Genomic DNA, 20,285 nt, shown 5'->3' with positions numbered 1-20,285 from the left:
TCAATCTCGCCTTTGCGAATGGGGAAACGTATCGTTCGCGATGGAAATACCGAACGAGCTCATGAGCTTTTTGCTCCTAGCAAGCAGCGTCGATTCGCCATACTTCAGAGTGAGATTCACCACTCCAGTGCGCCCGCCTAGCGCAAGTACAAGCAACGATTCACACTAGCAACTCGTCCCGTTACAACAGATCACACTGTCTGGCGGCATGCCGTAGCGGTTCGCGATTGGATTCGGGAGAAGCGCGGTCAGTTCGGATTGCGCGCGCATATATGGACTGAACTACTAGATGCCGCACCCCTCCTGCGCGGCCACGATCTTATCGCGCTCCGCTTCAAGCGCCCCGAGCAAAATCAAGCCACTGGATCTCCGGTCGGCGCCACGGGAAATACCAGTCAACGGGGTGCCGGGCGAGCTGTCTATCGCCTTACCCTGCATTTCGGCTCACGTGCTGGCGCGGTCCGCGGTCAAACGGCCAGGAACGGATAGATCAGGGCCGAATGATGTAGTTTCCACTTGCCACACGCTGGGCGGCCCGTTCAGCGACGGTCTTTGGGCCAGTCATGACCCCGAACTTCGACATGAAGTGTTCGCCATCCCCGCCGTCCATGACAAGAGATCCATAGAGAGACAGCGTCCAGAACGAAATCGCGTCGTTGTCGACCGCTTGCACCCCTTCGTAGGTTAGAGCGCCTTTGCCGATGTCGTTCGTGACGCGCTGTTTGGCATTGAGGTTAAGATGGCCAGCAAAGAAGGTCTCTCCATGCTTCGTGAGGCTCAGCACGTCAACGACGATGTCCGGCCCGAGAATGACGCCCCAATGGTGGAACATCAGGCCGCGCGCGATAAGACCGACCAGTTCTTCCAGCCGTTCGCCATCCAGCGGCAGCGCCATGGTATTCACCAACAAGCCTGAGGGCTCGCGCGACCAAACGCGCGTCTGCCCTGCGGCCAGTGTCCGATGAAGCTTCTGGTTCTTGGCAAGCCGCTTCGGCACATTGGCCGCCAGATTTTCCAGGGCATCCGCGTGTCGGCCGCCGAAAGGCAGGACCCCGGCGCAATAGGTTTCGAGCCCCGACTTCTTGTTGTTACAGGCGACGCAGGCAGGGACTTTGGGAATCTGCCCATGATGTTCGGCACCGACAAATCCCCGCGCGAGGACATGATCGCCGGTATCGGATGCGCCGGCTGCCGCGCAATAGACGCAGGTCTTTCCCTTGAAGCGCTTACTCATCTTGAAACGTCAGTCTCACCGGCTTGCATCGCCCCCACGCGAGCGCAAGCCAATGTAGCTCACGAAGCATGCTCATCGGGACAAAAGCGAACGCCTCTGCGCTCTTTCGGCTAGGCCCTTTGGCCTGGGCGGGGTCCTTCGACCCCTTGGTTGTCTGGGCCCGAGGCCCATCGATGTATGCTAAGTGCGGATAATAACGGGGTGTTTTTTACACAGCCGGTTACACATACACGCAAAGATGCTGATTTACCACAGTAAAATCAATAATTTGTGGTAGGTATCACATGACTCAAAAGCTTCTTCGACTTCAGACGATCTTGCTCCCGCCCCCGACGTGCTGCTTCATGGCCCCTACCTCAACTCGATCTCGCGAGGGGTGCTGTCGTTGTGTCCGAGGCAGTCCGCACACTTCTTGGAGCGCAGCACCGTCCGCTGCGAGTCGTACCTGATCAGGCACCACTTTCCGCCACAGACGGCGCCACTTGTCGCTTCTGGGCGAGACAAGCGTTGGTCGATAGGACACAACTCTGCCGCTTCCCCGGTTACAGGTTGAGGAAGACCCCTACCAGCTCTAAACCAAAACAAATGCGAGCAAGCTAGAGCAGAGAAGCACGATGCCGGCAGCGGTCAGGGTCAAGAGGCTCCCCGAAACAAGATCACAATTGCGCATGAAACGTCCTCGATTGCGCCAGAGACGATGCAGCCGCCGCTGCCTTGCTCCATTCGTACGATCGGCATTTTCGTTCAAATTCGATGCACAATTCCTTCCCTTGTCGCGAGAGAGTGCATGTTTTCGTCGCCGCCACCACCATGCTCGCCGTTTTGCGGCAAGACGAAAGGGATATCGATTGTGGGATTTGGTGAACGGACCCGTGGGTCTCATTGCGCTGCAGGTTCGCCGCGACCCCTTCGCACTCGTCGCGAAAGCATCGGATGTGAGCCGTTTCATAATTGCGATTCAGCTTTGAATAATCTTGTCGAATGCGCGGGATTTGTTGGCGGCTCGCGGTCAGCACCATACTGGCTTCGAGCCGCGCCCGACTGCACCCATGCCGCCGGTCAACGTGCCCTAGTTCAAGGATCTTGGACCGAGCAGCAATTTACTTGAGGCATTTCATCAATCCCGAGGAAAGCATAGTGACACCGCTTAGACTTATACGCCCGATCTGCACGGCAGCCTTCGTTGCCAACACGTCGTCCGCCCTGGCCTGGGTCAACTAGGTCATTCAGTCATTGCAGAACTGGCGCAGCGGCATTTGACATCGCTGCCAACTGTCAAAGCCGGCGCGGATATCACAAAGGCGATGTTCCCACCACCTATAGCTGCTATCGAGCGAGCGCGGCCTCGTAAACGGCTGGGCTAGGATCGCGTGGAACGCCTTCGCCTATCGAAGGCGGGACGTCGGGACTGATGCTTCTGCCGGCGCAGGCCCTCAACACAAAGCGACTTGGTTAGCACAGATTTCGGGAGCTCTGGAGCTGTTGCCTCCATCCCTTGCTGCGGTTCTGCGGGAGTCAGGGGCGCCTCCATGAGGCTGAGTACGGCCCGACCCTTTTTCGTGATGAGCCACCCACCGTCTACGCGCTCGATCAGTTGCTGAGAAAAGATGTCCAGGTTCGGAACACGAGCGCCCAACCTTTTGGCGCGCTCAGCCCAGTCCCGACCGCTCAGTTAGGCCGCTTGAACTCTCCCTAGGAAATCATCGAGCTCGCGCTTCAGCCGGGAACTTTGCTGCGATAGCAGCTCGGCAGACCTCAGTACGTGCATTGACGCCCCTTCAGTTTCTTTCGCGCGATGCGTGACTTCACCCGCGCTCGCCGCCACTTGAGTGGTCCTGGTCGCGGCTTCCTGCAGATTGAACGCCATACTCTTGCTCGTAGTCTTCTGCTCACCGATGAAAGAGACGACAGTCATAGCAATGTCCGAGATGCGCGCGATGATTGCGCCCGTTTCAGAAATCGCGGCAACTGCTTCAGTCGTCGCTGACTGAATGCCCCCAATTTGTTCGCCAATCTCTACGGTCGCTTGCGCAGTTTGAGTAGCGAGAGTTTTCACCTCCTGGGCAACAACTGCGAACCCTTTGCCGCGGTCGCCGGCGCGCGCGGCTTCGATGGTCGCGTTCAGCGCGAGCAGATTTGTTTGCCGCGCGATCGCCGCGATCAGCTGAACAACGCTGCCGATCCGCTCCGTCGCGGCCGCCAAACTAACCATGCGTTGATCGCTGAGTTCCGTCTTGCGAACGGCTTCGAGCGCCATATCGGCCGCCTCCTCGACCCGTCGGCCGAGATCAGCGATCGTTGTCGCCATTTCGTTTGTCGAGGTTGCCACGTGCTGAACATTAGCCGACGCTTCTTCCGATGAGGAGGCGACTTCGAGCGAGAGTTCCCGGCTGTGATCAGCCGAACTGGTAAGGCTTCGTGCCGACGCTTCAAGTTGCGTCGAGGCAGCCGAGACTGTGTCAATCACCTGTCCCACGGTAGCCTCGAATTCGCCGGCGAGCCGCGCGATATCTGCCCTGCGCTGAACGGCAGCAGTCTGGTCTTGTTCCGCCCTGGCGTCGAGCTCTGCTTGGGCTCTCTCGTGCGCCCTCAGCTTGAACATTTCTACCGCTTCGGCCATTTCGCCAAGCTCATCTTTTCGGCCCAGCGCCGGTAGAACCACGTCGAACCTCCCTTCACCAAGCTCGCGCATGGCCGAAGTCATTGCCGCGACTGTTTTAGCAATGCGCCTGCCAAACAGTAACGCGAGCAGGCCTACGAGCATTGTCGCAAACCCGATGACCCAGAACAGATTTCGCCGAATTTCTTCCGCTCGGGTTTCGGCAGCCTCCGAATGCGCGTCCGCGGCAGCCATGATCTTCACGATTACCGGGCGAATGCGGTCGTAGATCTGACCGAGATCATCCACTTCGTCGTTCAGCGTCTCGCGCGTGACCATGAGCGATACAAAACTCGCCTTGTACGCACGGATGAGTTCGAGGACCTGAGATTTTGCTTCTGGAGCCAGGGTCGCTTGACCAAGCTCACTTTCGAAGTCTGTCTCACGCTGAGTCAGCTGATCACCGAATTTGTCTTCGCCCCGCAAGATGAAGTCCTTCTCGTGGCGACGCATCATGAGCATCAAGATCATAAGACGCGGCTGCTTCACCTGATCAAGTCGTTGCTCAACAGCGTGGACGGCACTACGCAATTTTCCTTGAAACCCGTCATCCTCATTGAAGCCGAGGTTGCGTTGCGCCGAGACAACGTTTTGAAAGCGTGTCGCATAGATATTGATGATCGGCCGCAGAGCGCCCGCCTGCCTCAAGGGGCTCTCATCTGGCAAGGCCGTCACTAATGCTTCGACGCGACTTAGGTCTGCGAGCTGACGCTCGTGTTGATCGGCATGCTTTTTTATCAACACTTCGGTTGGCTTGCGAAGGAATTCGCTCGTGATCAGGCCAGTCTCCAAAAAACTTTGTGACAATGACATGACACGCGATTTCACTTCATCACTCGCGTTAGACTCGTGCTGAACAACGCTCGCGTAGTGGAGAGCGGTCGCGCAGATTGAACCTGTGACCAAGACACCGCAAACTCCGAGCAGGGCCATTTGCTCACGCAACCCGATTCGAATGCCGCGGCGGGCCGACGACTTACCACAAATGCCAGAAACAACGTTGCTCATTGCGTGCCTCGATTGATCCTACGTTGACGCCGTACTGCTGACGAACGCCGACCCAAAAGGAGCGTATTGATGTTGAGTGAGATCGAAGCTGGCGCGCTTCACTCTGACGATGACAAGGCGCTACCTAATCAGGATTGATTTCGAAATCCTGAACTGGCGCGTGAAAGACAGCGTATCCGCGCCAATTCTCGTCGCTGCTGTCTCGGATCAATTAGGACCAAGATCTGTAGTGCACTGTGATGCGTTCGGATCGAACGATAACTCTAATAGCTGCGTTTGAAGTGATTGTTGCGCACAAATCATGCACCCCACATGGAAACCTCGCCGCCATTCAGCGCGCTGAAGCGGGTATATTAGAATTCAGCTTGCGCGGTTGCGCGACTGCGCTGGCTTGGAGTTCTAGATGAGTTCTACTCATCTAGATGCTCCCTTCAGCCGCCCTTTTGGGCGTTTCCTCGCTGACTTGGCCGTGCGAAATGCTCGCACGGCCATTTTTCGCGAGCTTCGAATGTGAACGATACCGCCTAACAGCCGCGGCATATGGCGTACGATGCAATGTGCATCGGTGATTTGAAGCTCATTGGACATTGTGAGTTTGTCGCCGATCTCGGCTGCTAGGCGGACCTCGTGGCGGTCGCAGAGGCTATTGCGATGAATTGGCTCATGCCTTCTGGACAAGATCGATGCACGGCACATTTATGTCCGCGTCACTAGATATTGAAGGCAATCTGTCGCCCAATTTTTGGACGCTATGTCCTGCCCCCCAAGCGTCGGGTGTCTGAGGCACCGTGCGCAGACGTGTGATTGCCTTCAGCCAAACCGCGGAGCTTGGGTATCGCGCCCAGCACTCACTCTTGCCGTCTCACCCATGATGGGGTTGGATTGAGTGGCCTACGATATAACTCAGTATTTTCAACGCTGATAACCCGTACCGCACAGCCTTTAGCCTTCAGCTCCGGATGCACAATAGACAGTTCGGTCGCAAGCTGCTCTGCTCGATCGACGGCCAACTCAATATTCTCGAGGATAAGGCCGCCTTGATTCTTGTACTCCTCACCAATCACGAGATCAAAAGAGTAGTAAGGCATCCGAATTCTCCCATTTCTCGGATTGGCTCCATGAAACGCACTTCGCGATCCGCTCGGGCGTGAGATGGCCGGTTCGTCCGCATGGAGAGGAATTGCTAGGAGCTGACTCGAAATCCACGCGAAATATAGGGGGCCCGACTTATCTCGTTCCTTTGCGATACTGTTATTGGATCTCCAAAGTCCAGGCTCTCTCACCAGGGACACGTCTTAACGAAGAGCGCACTCGCAAGAATGAGAGCTTCTCTGTTCGATCGACCGATCTCGCCGAATTGTTCGACCCGAGCACCATCGGAGTATACTGGAGCGCGCTCGATTGGAGGGCCTCACGCGCTCGCTGACACTGCCGACCACATGAAAGGTCGATCCAGCACAGGCTTGGAGAGCTGGCGCGCATTAAAATGATCATCTACCGCTGAGTGAGATTGATGGGCAACGCTGCCGGGCTTGACTGTGAACTCGCTCGCAACGAGATGGTGCGCACGCGCTGGAATACCCCGAGTGGTTCTTGGGTCGCACATACGCTCTACCATTGAGTGCGAAGCGCTCGATCGGGTTGTGGGCCGTTCGACTCCAGGCCCGACTGGCTGTCGGGCCGCGCAATAGGGTCGGTCTGAACACAGTAGTTCGTTCCCAAGCCGGATGAGATTGTATTGCAATCGGATTCTTTGCAGCGCGTCGCGCTTGCTGTGTCGCACCAACGCTTCTGCATATTGGCACATTCGGAGTCGGTAGAAATGGTAGCCCATATCCTACTCCCATGTCGCTTTGCGGCATACTTTCCAGTAATTGAGAACGTGCTGTGATCCTACACAGTATTGAGATGCTGGTATTTATTCGTGCAATGTGTTCGGCATCCACGCTTTAATTCTGCTTGCGAGCACTCTTTATCGTTTGATTTCAGCGGTTCGGACCCGTTGTACTTGCGGAGTCACACATTGGCAGATGTTGCTGGTCAGCGCTTCGTCCCAGCGCGAGAGCCGCATGCGAGGCGACAAGGAGCGAGACGCTGAGTCCGGGGGCCTCCCGCGGCTCACAGAGCGCTTGCAGTTGAGAGATCGACGCCTTTCAGCAGGAGGCCCTCCGCAGCGGCGCCACAATCGAGGCATTCTATAATTTCAACAGGCCCGACCGTCGGCTGAACCTCTCGATCACTCGACTTGATGTTGCTGGCACGAATGGTCGCTGGCCGTTCAGCCCGACTATTTTAACTTTGCACGGCGCCGCGATTGCTGGGACCAGAACATACCCCTCGAGCTGACAACGACGATATGCTCACTCAGTTCGGCCAAGCAATCGGTTCGTCCAATAACGTGAGTGAAATGACCTTCTGAGGCTTCTGATCCCATGGCCGGTACAAGCCTTCGCATCTGTCGGGGCCGCAACGCTTGGAGCGCCTGCTTTGGCCCAAGCATGCTTGCTCGATTGAGATCCCCAGGACGCCTTGCCCGACTCCAAGAAACAAAATCAGACAGAAACGCAATGACGGAGCTGCTAGGCGCCGCTCTCCAAGAGCTATGCCTATCCAGTATAGGCGCCGTCACTGTGATTGCACTAAATAGCCACCTGCTGAAGTATCACGTTGTCGATGAGTCGGGTTGAGCCGATGAAGGCAGCAGCACAGAGTGCCGAAGCGCGCCGCAGAGGGCTTTCGGCCGGTTTGAGCGTATCAGCGTCGACCAGCTCAAGGTACTGCAGTCGGTCAACCATCGCCAAATGTCTCTTTGCGATCGCGATGAGGCGATCCGCCTCCCGCTCGCCTGAGCGAAACTCATCGGCTGCCGCGAACAGCCCACGGCTGATGGCGAGAGCTCGCCGACGCTCTTTTGCGCAAAGAAACCGATTGCGACTACTCATTGCGAGGCCGTCCGGCTCCCGCACAGTCGGTACGGTGATGATCTCGATGGGAAGATTGAGATCAGCGACCATCCGGCCGTATGACTGCGCACTGTTGAAGATCCTTTTGTCCGAATAGCGCAATATCCGGCTGCACCATATTGAACAGCTTGCAGACGACGGTTGCGACGCCCCGAAAATGCCCAGGTCTGAAAGTTCCGCACAATGGCTTCGCGAGCTCGCCAGGCTCCGCGAAGGTCTCAAATGGCGGCGGATAGACTTCCTTTGCATCCGGAGCAAAGAGGATTGCGACACCGGTGTCGCGGCACAGTTTCTCATCGCGCGCGAAATCGCGCGGATAGGTGCCGAGATCCTCAGTCGGACCGAACTGAGTTGGATTGACAGATGCTGAGAACGGTGACGTCGCACAGTGCCCGGCTCGCCTCGACGAGCCTAAGGTGGCCGTCGTGAAGGTAACCCACCGTTGGAACAAATCCGACACGCCTACCAGCTTTGCGAGCCTCTGCCAGGACACAACGAAGCCCTGCGACCGCCGTTATTGTTTGCATTTTGTGCCTTGCATCAGGTTGAGCTGGACGGTGTCCAGTTTGCGATCGTGTCGCGAAGGCCATCAGGAAGCCGATAGGACTGCTGGTGGGTCGGGAATGCGGCCTGACGGACATCGGCCGCCCAGTGTGACAGCGCCTGCTGCAGAAGCGCAAAACCATTTGCATAGGCGCGAACGAACTTGGGCCGATGACCTAGAGTCAGGCCCAGAACGTCATGGAATACGAGCACTTGGCCCGAGCAATCGGGGCCCGCTCCAATCCCGATGGTCGGTATTGTCAAAGTTTCCGTCGCGCGCGCGGCGAGTTCGGCCGGCACGCCTTCCAGGACCAGCGCGAAGCAGCCGGCGTCCTGCAGATGGTCAGCGTCATCGAGCAAGCGCAAGGCGTCATCGGTAGTTCTTCCCTGAACCTTGAATCCGCCCATGACATTGACGCTCTGGGGGGTGAGACCGATATGGCCCATTACAGGAATTTCGCAATCGACCAGCGCACGCACCATCCCGGCACGTCTGCTACCGCCCTCGAGTTTCACGGCATCGGCGCCACGCTGCAAAAGACCTCCAGCGTTCCGTATCGTCTCCTCGGGACTGAGGTGAAAGCTGAGAAAGGGCATGTCGGCCACGAGCAAGGCGCGAGGCTTTGTGCGCGCAACCGCCTCCAAATGATGGTTCATCATCGCCATGCTGACCGGCAGCGTGTCATCGAAGCCAAGGCAGACATTGCCAACGCTATCCCCGACGAGAATGATATCGACGACCGGATCAGCGATACGTGCCGTAACCGCGTCGTAAGCTGTGGTCATGGTGATGCGACGCCCCTCCTCCTTCCATCGCTGCAGGACTGGAATCGTGATGGGTTCAACAGGCGCGTCTGAATTGTGGCTCATCCTCAGTTTCCTTGCAGCCCTCATTCCGCAATGAGCACTTCGTAGGTAGGTCGAGAGAAAGCTGTCAATGGCGGGACAAGAGAAGAATACACCTCTCCACAATCGCGGGGAGGGCGCACAAAACTCTCTAATGGTCGCGCAATCATCGGTCAGAATTTTCTCAGTCGCCGGCTCGGCAACGGAACTGCCTTGATCTGGGTTGACGCATACATCAGCGCACCGCTTTGCCAAACCGCTCGAAAGAGCGGCGGAGACGTTCGGCGGCCGCGAAGCAACTTGATGAGAAAACGTCTTCCGCGAAGCGCGCGAATATCGCTTCATTTGCTCGAGTCAAGCGAACGTCCCGAATGATACGGCGCGCTCACGAGCAGCAGAAGAAGAAGCGCCCTGTTGGCCTTATAACGCGCATCGGATCGGGTGGAGCCCTGAACCCGATGTTGACCAATGAGCCTTCGGTCCAGCAGATCGACCATGACCATCGTCGTCATCGCCGCTTCAAATCCACCTCGTAGATCGGAATTCGATCAAACATGCCATCAGCCTCTCAAGCCATAGAACCTCCTCCTGTTGGCATTCGCGCATTCATCGCGCAGCCAATGCTCCTGACGGTCAAGCCGATCCCGATGGCGGCATGCGTACCGATAAGGACGTCGGCAATGTCATCCATATGATCCTGAAACAAGGCAGGCCACCGATCGACGACCCAGCCCTGCCGGATGGCGGTCCGGAGGTCCGCCCGCGCTCGCTCTGCGGTGCAAGCAGTTGACGGCCGCGACGTACGTCTGTCAATGTCGGCGGACGATTGGGTTACTGGAGCGTGGCAGATGCGCAACCGGCCGGCCGGTACAAATACAGACAAAGGAGCAGGATGTCGCCGTCTCGGCGCAGCACCCACCGCGATGGCGATGAGGATTGCTCACGAAGGCTCCCGTTTCGACGCGGGCAGATCCGGCGTCGCAAAAGGTATCAAGGCTAGCAAGGACCAGAAGAAATAGAAGGATGCGACCCTTTCATAGGGCGCGATCGACTGACCGCGTCGGATGATAGCTTTGCCGCAGCGCGCTTCTTCATCCTGTAAGCATTGAAATCGATGATTGTTACCGAGCTTTCTCCCATTTGATTCGTTCCTGCCACTCTTGAAACTGCCCCGCTTGGTTCGATGATTGTTGCAGAACTATTCTCCCGACACCTATCTGCCGAGAGCACGGTCGGCTGCAGCCAGTCGGATACCACGCATCAAGCTGTTCGCAACCAGCGAAGCCACTTGTGGTCGGTCTCCCGCCGCGCCTTGAAGCGGTCGACGCATTTCCTGGAGCAAAGCGCCGTTTGCCAGCAGTAGTAGCGGATAAGCCCAAACCTTCCGCCACATACAGCGCAGCACCTAGCTGAACCGTGCTGGGAAGCATGATAGTCGTTGCGCATTGTCGCCTCCTGTCGGCGTTATGTGGATATCTTCATGCATTGTCGATTCCGCAGCACCGCGCTCGCACACGTCAAAGTGCGGCGTCGCCAATTCCGATTCTCGCGGCATGTACGGACTGCCAGGCGCCAGACTGTGACTCTGATGTACGCCTTCTTCGCGAAGCGCCGCACTCTATTCGAGCGCGCCCCCGCAGAGAATTTCTTACTGTAAGAGAGAATTTAATCTTGATTGAAGCAATCAGCAGCACCTAAACGATTAAATCCTGCGTCTTTTTGCCTATCTTTGACGATCTTCAACTGGCCAGGCGACGGCGATCGTTAGCGGCCCCGCCCGGTCTCGTGCAGCCGCATTGTCACCACGCTACGCGCGGAAACGTCCAGCGATCTCGTAATCGCGAGGAAGGAACGTCTCAGCCGATCCGGCCTTGTAAGGGGAGCACCTTTAGGTCGTGCTGGCCAACAGGTATGGGAGCGCGATTAGGGCGCGTGCGGTTGCGCGGTATGTCAGGTATTGTCTCAGATCTTTCGGGGAGCTGCCGGTGCGCGCCACCCAAATCGCCTCCTCAAGCGAGCGCATCGGCCGCATCACCAATCGCGGCATAGATTTCATCAAGATCGGCTGCCGTAACGCATTAGGGCGGCATCACATAGATCGTATTGCCGAGCGGGCGCAGTAACAGATTTCGGTCCCTGAAAAATGCCTGAAGCTTCGGACCGATGGCCGCGAGATAATCGTTTGTTTTGAGATCGAGCGCTGTGATGGTTCCGGTCCGGCGGACGTTTGCAAAACGCGGATCGGCGCGGAATGGCTGGATTGCCTGTTCTTGCATGGTGGCGACCGAGGCCAGGCGCTGGTAAGTTTCCTGATCCTGCCAGAGATCGAGATTGGCCTTTGCCGCGGCGCAGGCCACCGGATTGGCCGTATATGAACTCGAATGAAAGAAGGTCCGCGTACGATCTTTCGAATAGTATGCGTCGAAAATCTCCGCACGGCAGAGCGTCACCGCGAGCGGAAGCGCCCCTCCCGTGAGGCCTTTCGAATAGCGGGCGATATCGGGCGTGACCTCGGCCTGCTCGCAGGCAAACAGTGTTCCGGTGCGGCCCCAGCCTGTCATGACCTCGTCGGCAATGAACAGGACGTCTGAGGCCTCGCAGATTTGCTTCATCTTCTTGAGCATCCAGGCCGGGTACATCAGCATCCCGCCCGCGCCCAATATCAGAGGCTCCACAATGAAGGCGGCGGGCCTTTCGTTTCGACATGCACGCTCGAGCTCATCGAGCGTTGCCTGCTCACGGTCTCTCGCGGGAAACGGGATTGAGAGAACTTCGAACAGCAGCGGCCCATACGCCGCGTTGAAGACGCCACGGGCGCCAACCGACATCGCCCCTATCGTATCACCGTGGTAGGAATGTTGCATCATGACGATGCGCGTTCGCTGCTCGCCGATATTGCGCCAGTAGCCGAGCGCCATCTTCAGAGCGACTTCCACGCTGGTCGAGCCCCTGTCAGAGAAGAAGACATGGTCAAGTCCACGGGGCGCAAGTTTCAGGAGCTGCCCCGCAACCTTTTCGGCCGAATCGTGGGTGTAGCCAGCGAAGATGACCTGATTTACCTTGCCTGCCTGTCCTGGATAGCGCGCTGACAATCCGGGGATGGCAATGCCCGTGGGTCACGACCCACCAGGACGAGATTGCATCCAGGATACGGCGACCGTCCGAGGTATAGAGATAAGCACCACTACGACGTACGACCTCGATCATCTCGTCTTGAAGCGCATGTTGCGTGAACGGATGCCAGATCGCCGATCTCTTCTTTGGCATCACAGGTTCAGGAAATTATTGCGGACAAACGCATCTTTGAAGACGGCGTGGAGCGTTTCTGGCGTGAGAGGAGAGAGCCAGGGCAATCGCCCCAACCAGCGCACTCGCCCGATGTCACAGATTGCGCTTTCAGTCTCAGGATTTCGTTCACCGATGAATGCAACTCCAAGAATACTGATGTGGCGCTTCCGCAGGGCCTCTACCGATAGCAGCGAATGATTAATGGTACCCAGTGCCGTCCTCGCGCATAGCACCACAGGAAGCTGCCATCGCTCGAAGACCTCAATGAGAAGTGCGCCCCGCGTCAGGGGCACCATCAGCCCGCCGGCCCCCTCGATCACGAGCGGCCGCTCGCCGGTGTCCGGCAGATGAAGCGAATCCACATCAATACGCTTTTCGTCGAGTTCCGCGGAATGATGTGGCGAAGAGGGCGTTCGCAGACGGTAAAGCTCCGGGATCACCCGATCGCTTGATAGACCTCCCAGCCGTACGACGAGCTGGGTGTCGGTCTCACCTTCGAGGCCAGCCTGGATCGGTTTCCAGTAGTTTGCCCCGAGCAGATGAGCGAGGCCTGCGGAAAAGACCGTTTTTCCAATCCCGGTATCGGTACCGGTCACCACGATCCGCCGGCTCATCGAAGCCAGCCCTTCGTCTCCTCAGCGAGCGCATCTAGCATTGCACGCACGTCATCCTCCCCGACGTTGAGTGTCACTGAAATTCGCAAACGGGCCGTGCCCACCGGTACGGTTGGCGGCCGAATCCCGCGGATATCGAAGCCGCGAGCCTGCAATGCCGAGGCGAGTTGCATCGCGCGCGCATTGTCGCCAACAATATACGGCACGATCTGGGTGTCCGAAGGACTCCGAAGACCGCGCAAACCGATCTCCCGATGGGTAAACGCGACCAGGCTAGCCAAACGCTGCTGACGCTCGGGCTCTTCCTGCAGGATTGAAAGCGCCTCCCGCACAGCTACAGCCATCAATGGTGACGGTGCGGTGGCGAAGATGAACGGACGACAGCGATTGACCATGAAATCGCGCAGCGCACTGGCAGCCGTAACAATCGCGCCGACGGCCCCAAGCGCCTTGCCGCAAGTATGAACGGCCAACAGATTTCCGCGTCGCTCATAGGCCGCGGTGAGCCCGCGTCCCTGCTCGCCGTAGACGCCTGTTGCGTGAGCCTCGTCGACCATCAGGAACGCATCGTATCTGTCCGCAAGCGCGACCAGCTCTCCGAGGGGAGCAAAATCGCCATCCATGCTGTAGACACTTTCGACCACGATCCAGACGCGGCCCACTCCGCCGCTGGTTCGCCAGTCACGGATCGTGCTTTCGATCGACTGGGGATCATTGTGCTCGCTTATCCGAACGTCGGCCCGGCCGGCTCGCGCGCCTTCATGAATGCTTGCGTGCACGAGAGAATCGAGAACAAGCAGGTCGCCCCGCTGTGGCAGCGTTGTCAGGACGGCAAAATTTGCGACGTAACCGCTGCTGAAAAAAAGCGCTGCATCGGCGCTGAAGAATTGTGCCGCTTGTGCCTCGAGACGTTCGTGCTCCTCGCAATTGCCGCGCAGAAGCCTCGAACCGCCAGCTCCGATCGGCGTGCCGTCATGCAGGGCGGCCACGATAGCCTTCTTCATGCGCGGCGCGCTCGCGAGCGCCAGATAATCGTTTGAAGTGAAATCTATTCCCACGCGCGGCTTGAGGCCGCGCAGCCGGTGGTCATCCTTCAGTGCATGCAAGGCTGCGACATAGTTGCGAAATCTGGTCGCGTGCTTTGAATCCATTCGTCATTCTCAAGTAGCGATCCATCTCGCAAGAGGTTCTTGCGGCGCGATGGTCTGGGGCTTCAGCAACGGTCTTTTTGGCTGTTAACTTCGCAAGATGCGATTTTCCCGGTCGACCAGGACAACGCGTGTTTTGAGAGTTTAGCTTCCACCTGGTCGAAGCAGCATAAGCTTTTGTCTTCGGGCGTTGCGAGCCGCGCGGCCGCACCGTTCAAGTTTATTGTGCCAGATCCAGGAGGGGCTTCAACAAAAGAGGTGGCGAAGCGCGCTCCAGTTTTCATATCGTAGATCTCGACGCGCTCATTGATTAGAAACCCTGTCGCATCGAGCAGCGCACGACCAATCCACATCGAGCCTTCACCGAGCAAATCAGTCTCCATCACCGACGCGCGATGAATTTTGCCGTTCATCACCGTAACTTTCATTCCCCACCTAAGCCGGGTTCTGCGGAGAGCGCGCTCGCAGCTCCGCTCCACTCAGGCAAGCCCGGATGTGATGCCGAGCCGCTCCAGCAAATTCTTGTCGCGGTCTCGCACCGGGTTTTTGGTCGTCAACAGCACATCGCCGATGAAGATCGAATTTGCGCCGGCCAGAAAGCAAAGTGCTTGCAGTTCGTCCGTCATATACTGCCGTCCGGCCGACAACCGCACCACGCTCTTCGGCATCATGATCCGGGCCGTCGCGACCAGGCGCACCAGCGCGATCGGGTCCGGGCGCTCGGCGGTTTCATTGACCGGCACGCCTTGGACCTCGTTCCAGAGATTGATCGGCACACTTTCCGGATGTCGGGGGAGATTGGCGAGAAGCACGAGCATGCCGAGGCGATCCTCGACGCGCTCGCCCATACCAACAATTCCACCGCAACAGACCTTGATGCCGGCCTCGCGCACATGCGCAAGCGTCTCGATGCGATCCTGCAAGGTCCGCGTTGTGATGATTTTTCCGTAGAATTCGGGCGAGGAGTCGATGTTGTGATTGTAGAAATCGAGCCCGGCATCAGCGAGCTGCGCGGCCAGCTTCGGCGTGAGCATGCCGAGCGTGACGCACGTCTCCATGCCAATCCCCTTAACTGCCGTGATCATGCTGCATATCTGATCAAGATCCCGGTCTTTCGGGCTGCGCCAGGCGGCAGCCATGCAGAAGCGAGCCGCGCCGGCATACTTGGCGCGCTGTGCGGTGGCGACCACATCGGCTTGATTCATCAGACGAGTGGCCTTGAGGCCAGTGTCGTAATGCGCGCTTTGCGAGCAGTAGCCGCAGTCTTCCGGGCACCAACCGGTTTTGATGCTGAGCAGGCTTGCGGTTTCGACGCGGTTTGGATCGAAGTTGTCGCGATGAATGCTCTGCGCCTGAAACGTCAGGTCGGCAAATGGCAAGCGATAAAGCGCCTCGGCGCCCACACGATTCCAGTCGCTACGAGCTGACGCCCTGCTCCCGCCCACCTCTACACCAGCAGCCATAAGACTTCCACGCCCACGAGCCGATTGACAACTATCGTCCAACGAGGGCCCCGAGTGGCTTGTGGTGTCCGCCACCGCCCAGCTGGCGCTCACCAAAAAATGTATGGCTCCTTCGACATCCAAAATCCGCGAAAACTGGCGCCTGACTGAAGAAATCCTGCAATATTTGGACACCTCATACAACTAGGCGCGGCTCGCGTAAACCGCCGAGGTCGAACGCGACAGCCGTTGCAGCAGGCTCGATCCCAAGCTAGGTATGCGACCTCCTTGCGTCATTGCACCGCTGACGCGCTTGTCACGCTAGAAGACCTCAACGAGCTGATCCACGAGTTCATCGACGTCTATCACTACCGTCCGCACGATGGCATCAACGCCATCCCCGCACGCGCCTGGAAGGAAGGCCTCGCGATCCAGCGCCGCAACTGGATCAAGGACGTCGCCGCGCTCGACCACGTCCTCGGTCGCGTCGAGACGGCGACCATTTCCGGCAACGGTATCAAGTTCAAGAACATGCGCTGGCACGACGAGACCGTTACTTCGGCTCTCCTGAACGATCTCGTCCGCCTCGAAGCGAAGCGGTCGCAGGATCCACGCACCTTCGGTCAGGCGCGCGCGCGTGTGATCGTGAAGTGGAATCCGGCCGACGCCTCCAGCATCAGCGTCTGGAATCGCGGCAAGCCGCCCCTCCCGTTTGAGCGCTTGAACTCTTTCCACCACTTCTGTTATGCGGGCCGACTCTAGCTCGTATGGGCGCCCCATTCTCTCCCTGATATTACCGTAGATCGACGCAGTCTTTGCTACGTGCGGCCCGGCTCCGACGATCGTTTCTGCAAACTCACACTCCGGATGAATCGCCGCAAAGAGCCCGCAGGCTTGCCGCAGACGGAGCAGGTCCCCATCGCTCGCCCCTCTCTCGCTCGACTTATCGGCGCATCAAAGTTTACTTGCGGCGGTTGTACGGTGATTCGTCGGACTGAGCGATATGCCCTCAGCCGAGGCTTTGCCATAGATGGACGCATCCGTACGACCGAGCTTGAATCCAATGACTCGGGTGGGCGTGTTGCCCTTCGCCATTTGTCTCAGCTGTTGGACATCCTTTGGGGTCCAAGACTTGCCGCTATTGCGAGTGGATTGGCCGTGCGTCGCCCCTTCAGTGGCGCGGCGTGCGGTGCCGAAATGCCCGTTGTTGGGGTTGTAATTCCCGCTAGTACCGTAGTTGTCTCGCTGGGTGCCATTAGGATTAGCCACCGTATAGGGCTGCACGTAAGTCCATTGCTCCGCGTGTAGCCTGACACCGCGTGATTATTTGGGTTCGAGCCGGTTCCCAAGTATTGAGCTTAAGCCACGCTGGCTGCGCCCGCAAACACTCCACTTCCTGCAGCGGATTGAGATGGACGATGAGTCCGTCGGCCTCCAGCGCATCCACCGCCCGGCGCGCCAGGTCCAGGCCGTCGGCCTCGCGCAGTTGCGCGGCGCCGATATTGGCCAGCAAGGGAATGTCTGGGGCCAGGCGGCGCAGCGCGCGCGTCAGCCCCTGGGAGTTACGGGATTGCAGGCTCACGCGCTGCGAACCGACGCACATGGCGATCCCCAAGGCTTGCGCTGCCTCGCTCAGATGCCGGTTGATGGCCTCGGCGGGTGGCATGCCGCCGGTCATGGAGATAATCGGCAGCGGCGCGCATGGTTTTGCCCAGCAGCGAGGCGCGCAGGCCGATATGCGTCAGGTCCAACTCGGGCAATGCGCAGTGTTCGAACCGGATGTACTCCCAGTCGGCGGCGACCGTGGCCGGCGCCGTTCGCCGATCCAGCACGAGATCCCGATGGTCGTCCTTGCGTCGGCTCAGGGCGGTGTCGCTCATGCTCGCTCCATCCGTCGCATCGGGCGACGGCGTTGCGTCGGATCGGACCGACGGCAGCGCGCGCACGCCGCCACCTCCCGCGCGTTCAGGCCGGCGCACGCTGGCCTCCTCCCGCAGCGTCGCTGCGGTAGCGGCTGGTCGAAGTCTGGTAGTACTGCGCGCGGATTGCCGCCATGGCCTCGATCAATGGTCCCCACGGCGCGGGAAAACGTTCTTCCGCCATCACCCGGTGCAGCATGCGCGTATGGCCGGCCAGCTCGTCGTTGAGGAACTCCACCACAGGCATAGCCGGATAGCGCTGCAGCAGCAGGATCGCCGCGTTGTCGGCCTCACCGGCCGACCTGTCCTTGTCGCGTCCATGCAGATCGTTCTGCAGGCGCCCTATCGCGGAGATGAGCCGCAGGACCTGGCGAAACGCCGGACGCGCGCGCAAGGTCGCCATGTCCAGCCCCCACAGCAACGACAGGCAACAGAACACGTTCGTGTAGGCGATCGAATCGATGCCGTTGTGCAGGTACTCGGCGTAGGACCAGCGTTCCGCCCCTGCCGCCTGCGCGTGTCCGGCGCGCAGCGCCGCGCAGTAGCACCGGGTATCGTCGAGAAGCTGAGCATAGTCGCGACGATCGTAGGCGAGCGCGGCCAGCGAAGCGCGCAGCACAGCGCAGCCCTCGAATCCGGGGAGCGCGCACGGCACGCCCTGCCCCAGCGCCTGCTCCACCGCGGCGAGCTGCTCCGGCGCGATCAGGCCAAGGTCGTTGCAATCGTCGAGCCAGAACAGCAGCGCCAGTTCGCGATAGAACGCCACGATCAGCGTTTCGTCCTGCGGATCGCGGCCGGTGCGGGCGCTGGTGTCGCGCAGGCTCGGGTGGATGCGCTGCAGGATGTACTGGCCGCCTCTGACCGCTTCCACGGCATGCTCGTCGGCGAACCCGGACAGGGAACGCCCCCACTCCAGCACCTGCTGCAGCGCGCGTTCGGTCTGGATCATGGCGCCGCTCCTGCTCCCTCGGCCAGGACGCGCCGCCCCCAACGAAGCGCTAGCCACAACCCGGCGAGTTCGGCCACGCGCACGACCCGGGTGGGGCAATACAGTTCCTTGCCGATCCACAGCGGCGTCTGCGGCAATGCATGCGCCGCATGGCGGGCGAGCATCCACTCCAGCGCACGCGCCACCGCCTGCGCGATGCGCCGGCGCCCTGTCGGCTCTTCGCTCCCGTCCATCACGTGCAACGCGAACAGCGCATAGGCGGTTTCCTCGAATGTGGACGCGCGACCGGCGCCCCAGCCGCCGTCGTCGCGCTGCGACTGCAGCAGCGCCGCCAGCGCACGCTCGTCGCGCCACTGGGGCTTGCCTTGCGCCAGCGCAGCGACCGCATGCGCGGTGGGATACAGCCACGAAACGTGCCATTTTTCGTTGTCCCATAGACCGTGCGGGTTGCGATTGCCCTCGACGTAGGCGCTGGTGCCGGCGGCGGGCTTTCCCAACAGTCGCAATGCATGCAGGGCATGGATGTTGGTCGACACCGAGGCATTGCGCTCGCCGGGGAAGGTGACGAACAGCTCGCCGATTTCGAAATGGCGCAACGCATCGACCGCCGGGTCGCGGCCTGCAAGGTGCAGGACGCACAACGCAACCGCGGTGTCGTCCGCATCGGCCGCGAAGTGCAAGGCCGGGCCCAAACCGCGCACTCCCAGGCGGGCGTCGAGCTGCGCGACGATCACGCGCACCGCCTCGGCGAGCGCGGGATGCGCGAACAGCCCGGCTAGATGCAGGGTGTACAGCGACCAACATGGCTCGAACACATTGATCGGCCAGACGTTGGGAATGACACCTTCGATGCCGCTGCGCGTCGCCCGCGATGCCGCCTGCAGATAAGCGTCGGCGCGCCCGACCTGCGGCGTGCTCCCCTGTGTCACGGCGTGCGCACGCCACGCGGCGGTGGCCGCCGGACTGATGCCGATGCTGCCGTGGTCATCCGGGCATGCGGTGGTCGGCGACGTCCCCCAGGCTTCCCAGGAGTGCAGCAAGGGATGGCCGCTCGGCAACGCCTGCATCGCCCCCAGCTTGACTAGGCATGCTTGCCGCAACGGCAACAGCGCCGGGTGACGCGGAAACGCCACGCCGCCCACCAAGGATGCGACCTCGCCGCAAAACTGCGGCAGGATCAGCTCCGCGCCGATCGGCGCGTCTTCCGGCACCGCATGCGCGTAGGGATCGGGCTGGCGCTGGAGGAACCGGGTTGCAGCCTGGACTGCGTCGGCAGCGCCGGGAAGAGGATCGGCACGCTGCAATGCCAGCAACGCCGCCCACGTGGGCGCATGGCGGAACAGCGGGAAGTCCGCGCTTCCCCATCCGCCATCGGCCTGTTGCTGCGCGATGAGCCACGCATATGCGTCCTGCCGACCGGTGACGCTGCCGTGGAACTGCAGAGCTCGCGCCGTGTCGTAGACGGACGGACCGACGCTGCCGCCATCGCTCATCTCGCTCAGCAGGTGGCGCAATTCGGAAAGGATCTGTTCGGACAGCGCGTTCACGCGCAATGTTCCTTCTGCAGACGGTTGACTAGAACCAGGATTGGGCAGACGCCGCGCACGTCGCCGCAGGCCCCGTCGCGGCCCGGCGCATGGGCAGGGCCGGACGGCCGCCCAGCGCCGGCGCG

The 20,285-nt window shown here is 59.7% G+C and carries 10 protein-coding genes and 4 pseudogenes; 1 reads left to right on the top strand and 13 read right to left on the bottom strand.

Annotated features, from left to right (window positions below; translation table 11 throughout):
• Nucleotides 1-490 precede the first annotated feature (490 nt).
• The 10 genes and pseudogenes from XI08_RS11860 to bioB all read right to left on the bottom strand — a co-directional run bounded on the left by XI08_RS11860 (nucleotide 491) and on the right by bioB (nucleotide 15,766).
• Nucleotides 491-1,234, bottom strand: coding sequence for a hypothetical protein (locus XI08_RS11860; RefSeq protein ID WP_271574514.1), 744 nt, complete (start codon nucleotides 1,232-1,234; stop codon nucleotides 491-493).
• Between the two features lie 1,672 nt (nucleotides 1,235-2,906).
• Nucleotides 2,907-4,901: a methyl-accepting chemotaxis protein gene (locus XI08_RS11855; RefSeq protein ID WP_271574513.1), complete on the bottom strand. Its 1,995-nt coding sequence runs from the start codon at nucleotides 4,899-4,901 to the stop codon at nucleotides 2,907-2,909.
• Nucleotides 4,902-5,749: 848 nt separating this feature from the next.
• The gene (locus XI08_RS11850; protein WP_271565797.1) at nucleotides 5,750-5,989 is read right to left on the bottom strand and encodes a hypothetical protein; all 240 of its coding nucleotides are present in this window, start codon (nucleotides 5,987-5,989) and stop codon (nucleotides 5,750-5,752) included.
• A gap of 1,551 nt (nucleotides 5,990-7,540) precedes the next feature.
• A pseudogene (gene panC, locus XI08_RS11845) lies at nucleotides 7,541-8,391 on the bottom strand (pantoate--beta-alanine ligase).
• 13 nt (nucleotides 8,392-8,404) lie between these two features.
• Complete coding sequence (gene panB, locus XI08_RS11840; RefSeq protein ID WP_271574512.1) at nucleotides 8,405-9,277, bottom strand: 3-methyl-2-oxobutanoate hydroxymethyltransferase; 873 nt, start codon at nucleotides 9,275-9,277, stop codon at nucleotides 8,405-8,407.
• Between the two features lie 1,985 nt (nucleotides 9,278-11,262).
• Nucleotides 11,263-12,520: pseudogene (locus XI08_RS11835) on the bottom strand (adenosylmethionine--8-amino-7-oxononanoate transaminase).
• Nucleotides 12,520-13,155 (bottom strand): dethiobiotin synthase, encoded by a 636-nt coding sequence (gene bioD / locus XI08_RS11830; RefSeq protein ID WP_271565800.1) that lies wholly within the window; start codon nucleotides 13,153-13,155, stop codon nucleotides 12,520-12,522. The pseudogene XI08_RS11835 and the gene bioD overlap by 1 nt, the downstream one beginning before the upstream one ends.
• Nucleotides 13,152-14,306, bottom strand: coding sequence for an 8-amino-7-oxononanoate synthase (locus tag XI08_RS11825; RefSeq protein WP_271565801.1), 1,155 nt, complete (start codon nucleotides 14,304-14,306; stop codon nucleotides 13,152-13,154). The genes bioD and XI08_RS11825 overlap by 4 nt, the downstream gene beginning before the upstream one ends.
• A gap of 84 nt (nucleotides 14,307-14,390) precedes the next feature.
• Nucleotides 14,391-14,731, bottom strand: a pseudogene (locus XI08_RS11820) (aspartate 1-decarboxylase).
• Nucleotides 14,732-14,782: 51 nt separating this feature from the next.
• Nucleotides 14,783-15,766 carry a biotin synthase BioB gene (gene bioB, locus XI08_RS11815; RefSeq protein ID WP_271574511.1) on the bottom strand — a complete coding sequence of 328 codons (984 nt, stop codon included), beginning with the start codon at nucleotides 15,764-15,766 and terminating at the stop codon, nucleotides 14,783-14,785.
• A gap of 267 nt (nucleotides 15,767-16,033) precedes the next feature.
• On the opposite strand from bioB, the gene XI08_RS11810 reads away from it, so the two are divergent.
• Nucleotides 16,034-16,507, top strand: coding sequence for a Mu transposase C-terminal domain-containing protein (locus XI08_RS11810; protein ID WP_097669437.1), 474 nt, complete (start codon nucleotides 16,034-16,036; stop codon nucleotides 16,505-16,507).
• Nucleotides 16,508-17,138: 631 nt separating this feature from the next.
• Here the strand turns inward: XI08_RS11810 and XI08_RS11805 are convergent.
• From XI08_RS11805 to XI08_RS11795, 3 genes and pseudogenes are all read right to left on the bottom strand, one after another.
• A pseudogene (locus tag XI08_RS11805) lies at nucleotides 17,139-17,625 on the bottom strand (type 2 isopentenyl-diphosphate Delta-isomerase); the annotation flags it as partial.
• An 85-nt stretch (nucleotides 17,626-17,710) separates the two neighbouring features.
• The gene (locus XI08_RS11800) at nucleotides 17,711-18,613 is read right to left on the bottom strand and encodes a terpene synthase family protein (protein WP_271574510.1); all 903 of its coding nucleotides are present in this window, start codon (nucleotides 18,611-18,613) and stop codon (nucleotides 17,711-17,713) included.
• The gene (locus tag XI08_RS11795) at nucleotides 18,610-20,160 is read right to left on the bottom strand and encodes a hypothetical protein (protein ID WP_271574509.1); all 1,551 of its coding nucleotides are present in this window, start codon (nucleotides 20,158-20,160) and stop codon (nucleotides 18,610-18,612) included. Before XI08_RS11795 ends, XI08_RS11800 begins: the two co-directional genes overlap by 4 nt.
• Between the last annotated feature and the right edge of the window lie 125 nt (nucleotides 20,161-20,285).

The organism is Bradyrhizobium sp. CCBAU 11361, from assembly GCF_028128935.1.
Taxonomy (GTDB): Bacteria; Pseudomonadota; Alphaproteobacteria; order Rhizobiales; family Xanthobacteraceae; genus Bradyrhizobium; species Bradyrhizobium niftali.
The sequence above is the reverse complement of the archived record's forward strand: the minus strand, read 5'-3'. Positions and strand labels throughout refer to the sequence as shown.

Bases quoted from the DNA above. Each gene is read 5' to 3' on its own strand.
- XI08_RS11825 (WP_271565801.1), bottom strand. From the start codon at position 14,306: ATGGATTCAAAGCACGCGACCAGATTTCGCAACTATGTCGCAGCCTTG.
- XI08_RS11850 (WP_271565797.1), bottom strand. From the start codon at position 5,989: ATGCCTTACTACTCTTTTGATCTCGTGATTGGTGAGGAGTACAAGAAT.
- bioD (WP_271565800.1), bottom strand. From the start codon at position 13,155: ATGAGCCGGCGGATCGTGGTGACCGGTACCGATACCGGGATTGGAAAA.
- panB (WP_271574512.1), bottom strand. From the start codon at position 9,277: ATGAGCCACAATTCAGACGCGCCTGTTGAACCCATCACGATTCCAGTC.
- XI08_RS11855 (WP_271574513.1), bottom strand. From the start codon at position 4,901: ATGAGCAACGTTGTTTCTGGCATTTGTGGTAAGTCGTCGGCCCGCCGC.
- bioB (WP_271574511.1), bottom strand. From the start codon at position 15,766: ATGGCTGCTGGTGTAGAGGTGGGCGGGAGCAGGGCGTCAGCTCGTAGC.
- XI08_RS11860 (WP_271574514.1), bottom strand. From the start codon at position 1,234: ATGAGTAAGCGCTTCAAGGGAAAGACCTGCGTCTATTGCGCGGCAGCC.
- XI08_RS11800 (WP_271574510.1), bottom strand. From the start codon at position 18,613: ATGATCCAGACCGAACGCGCGCTGCAGCAGGTGCTGGAGTGGGGGCGT.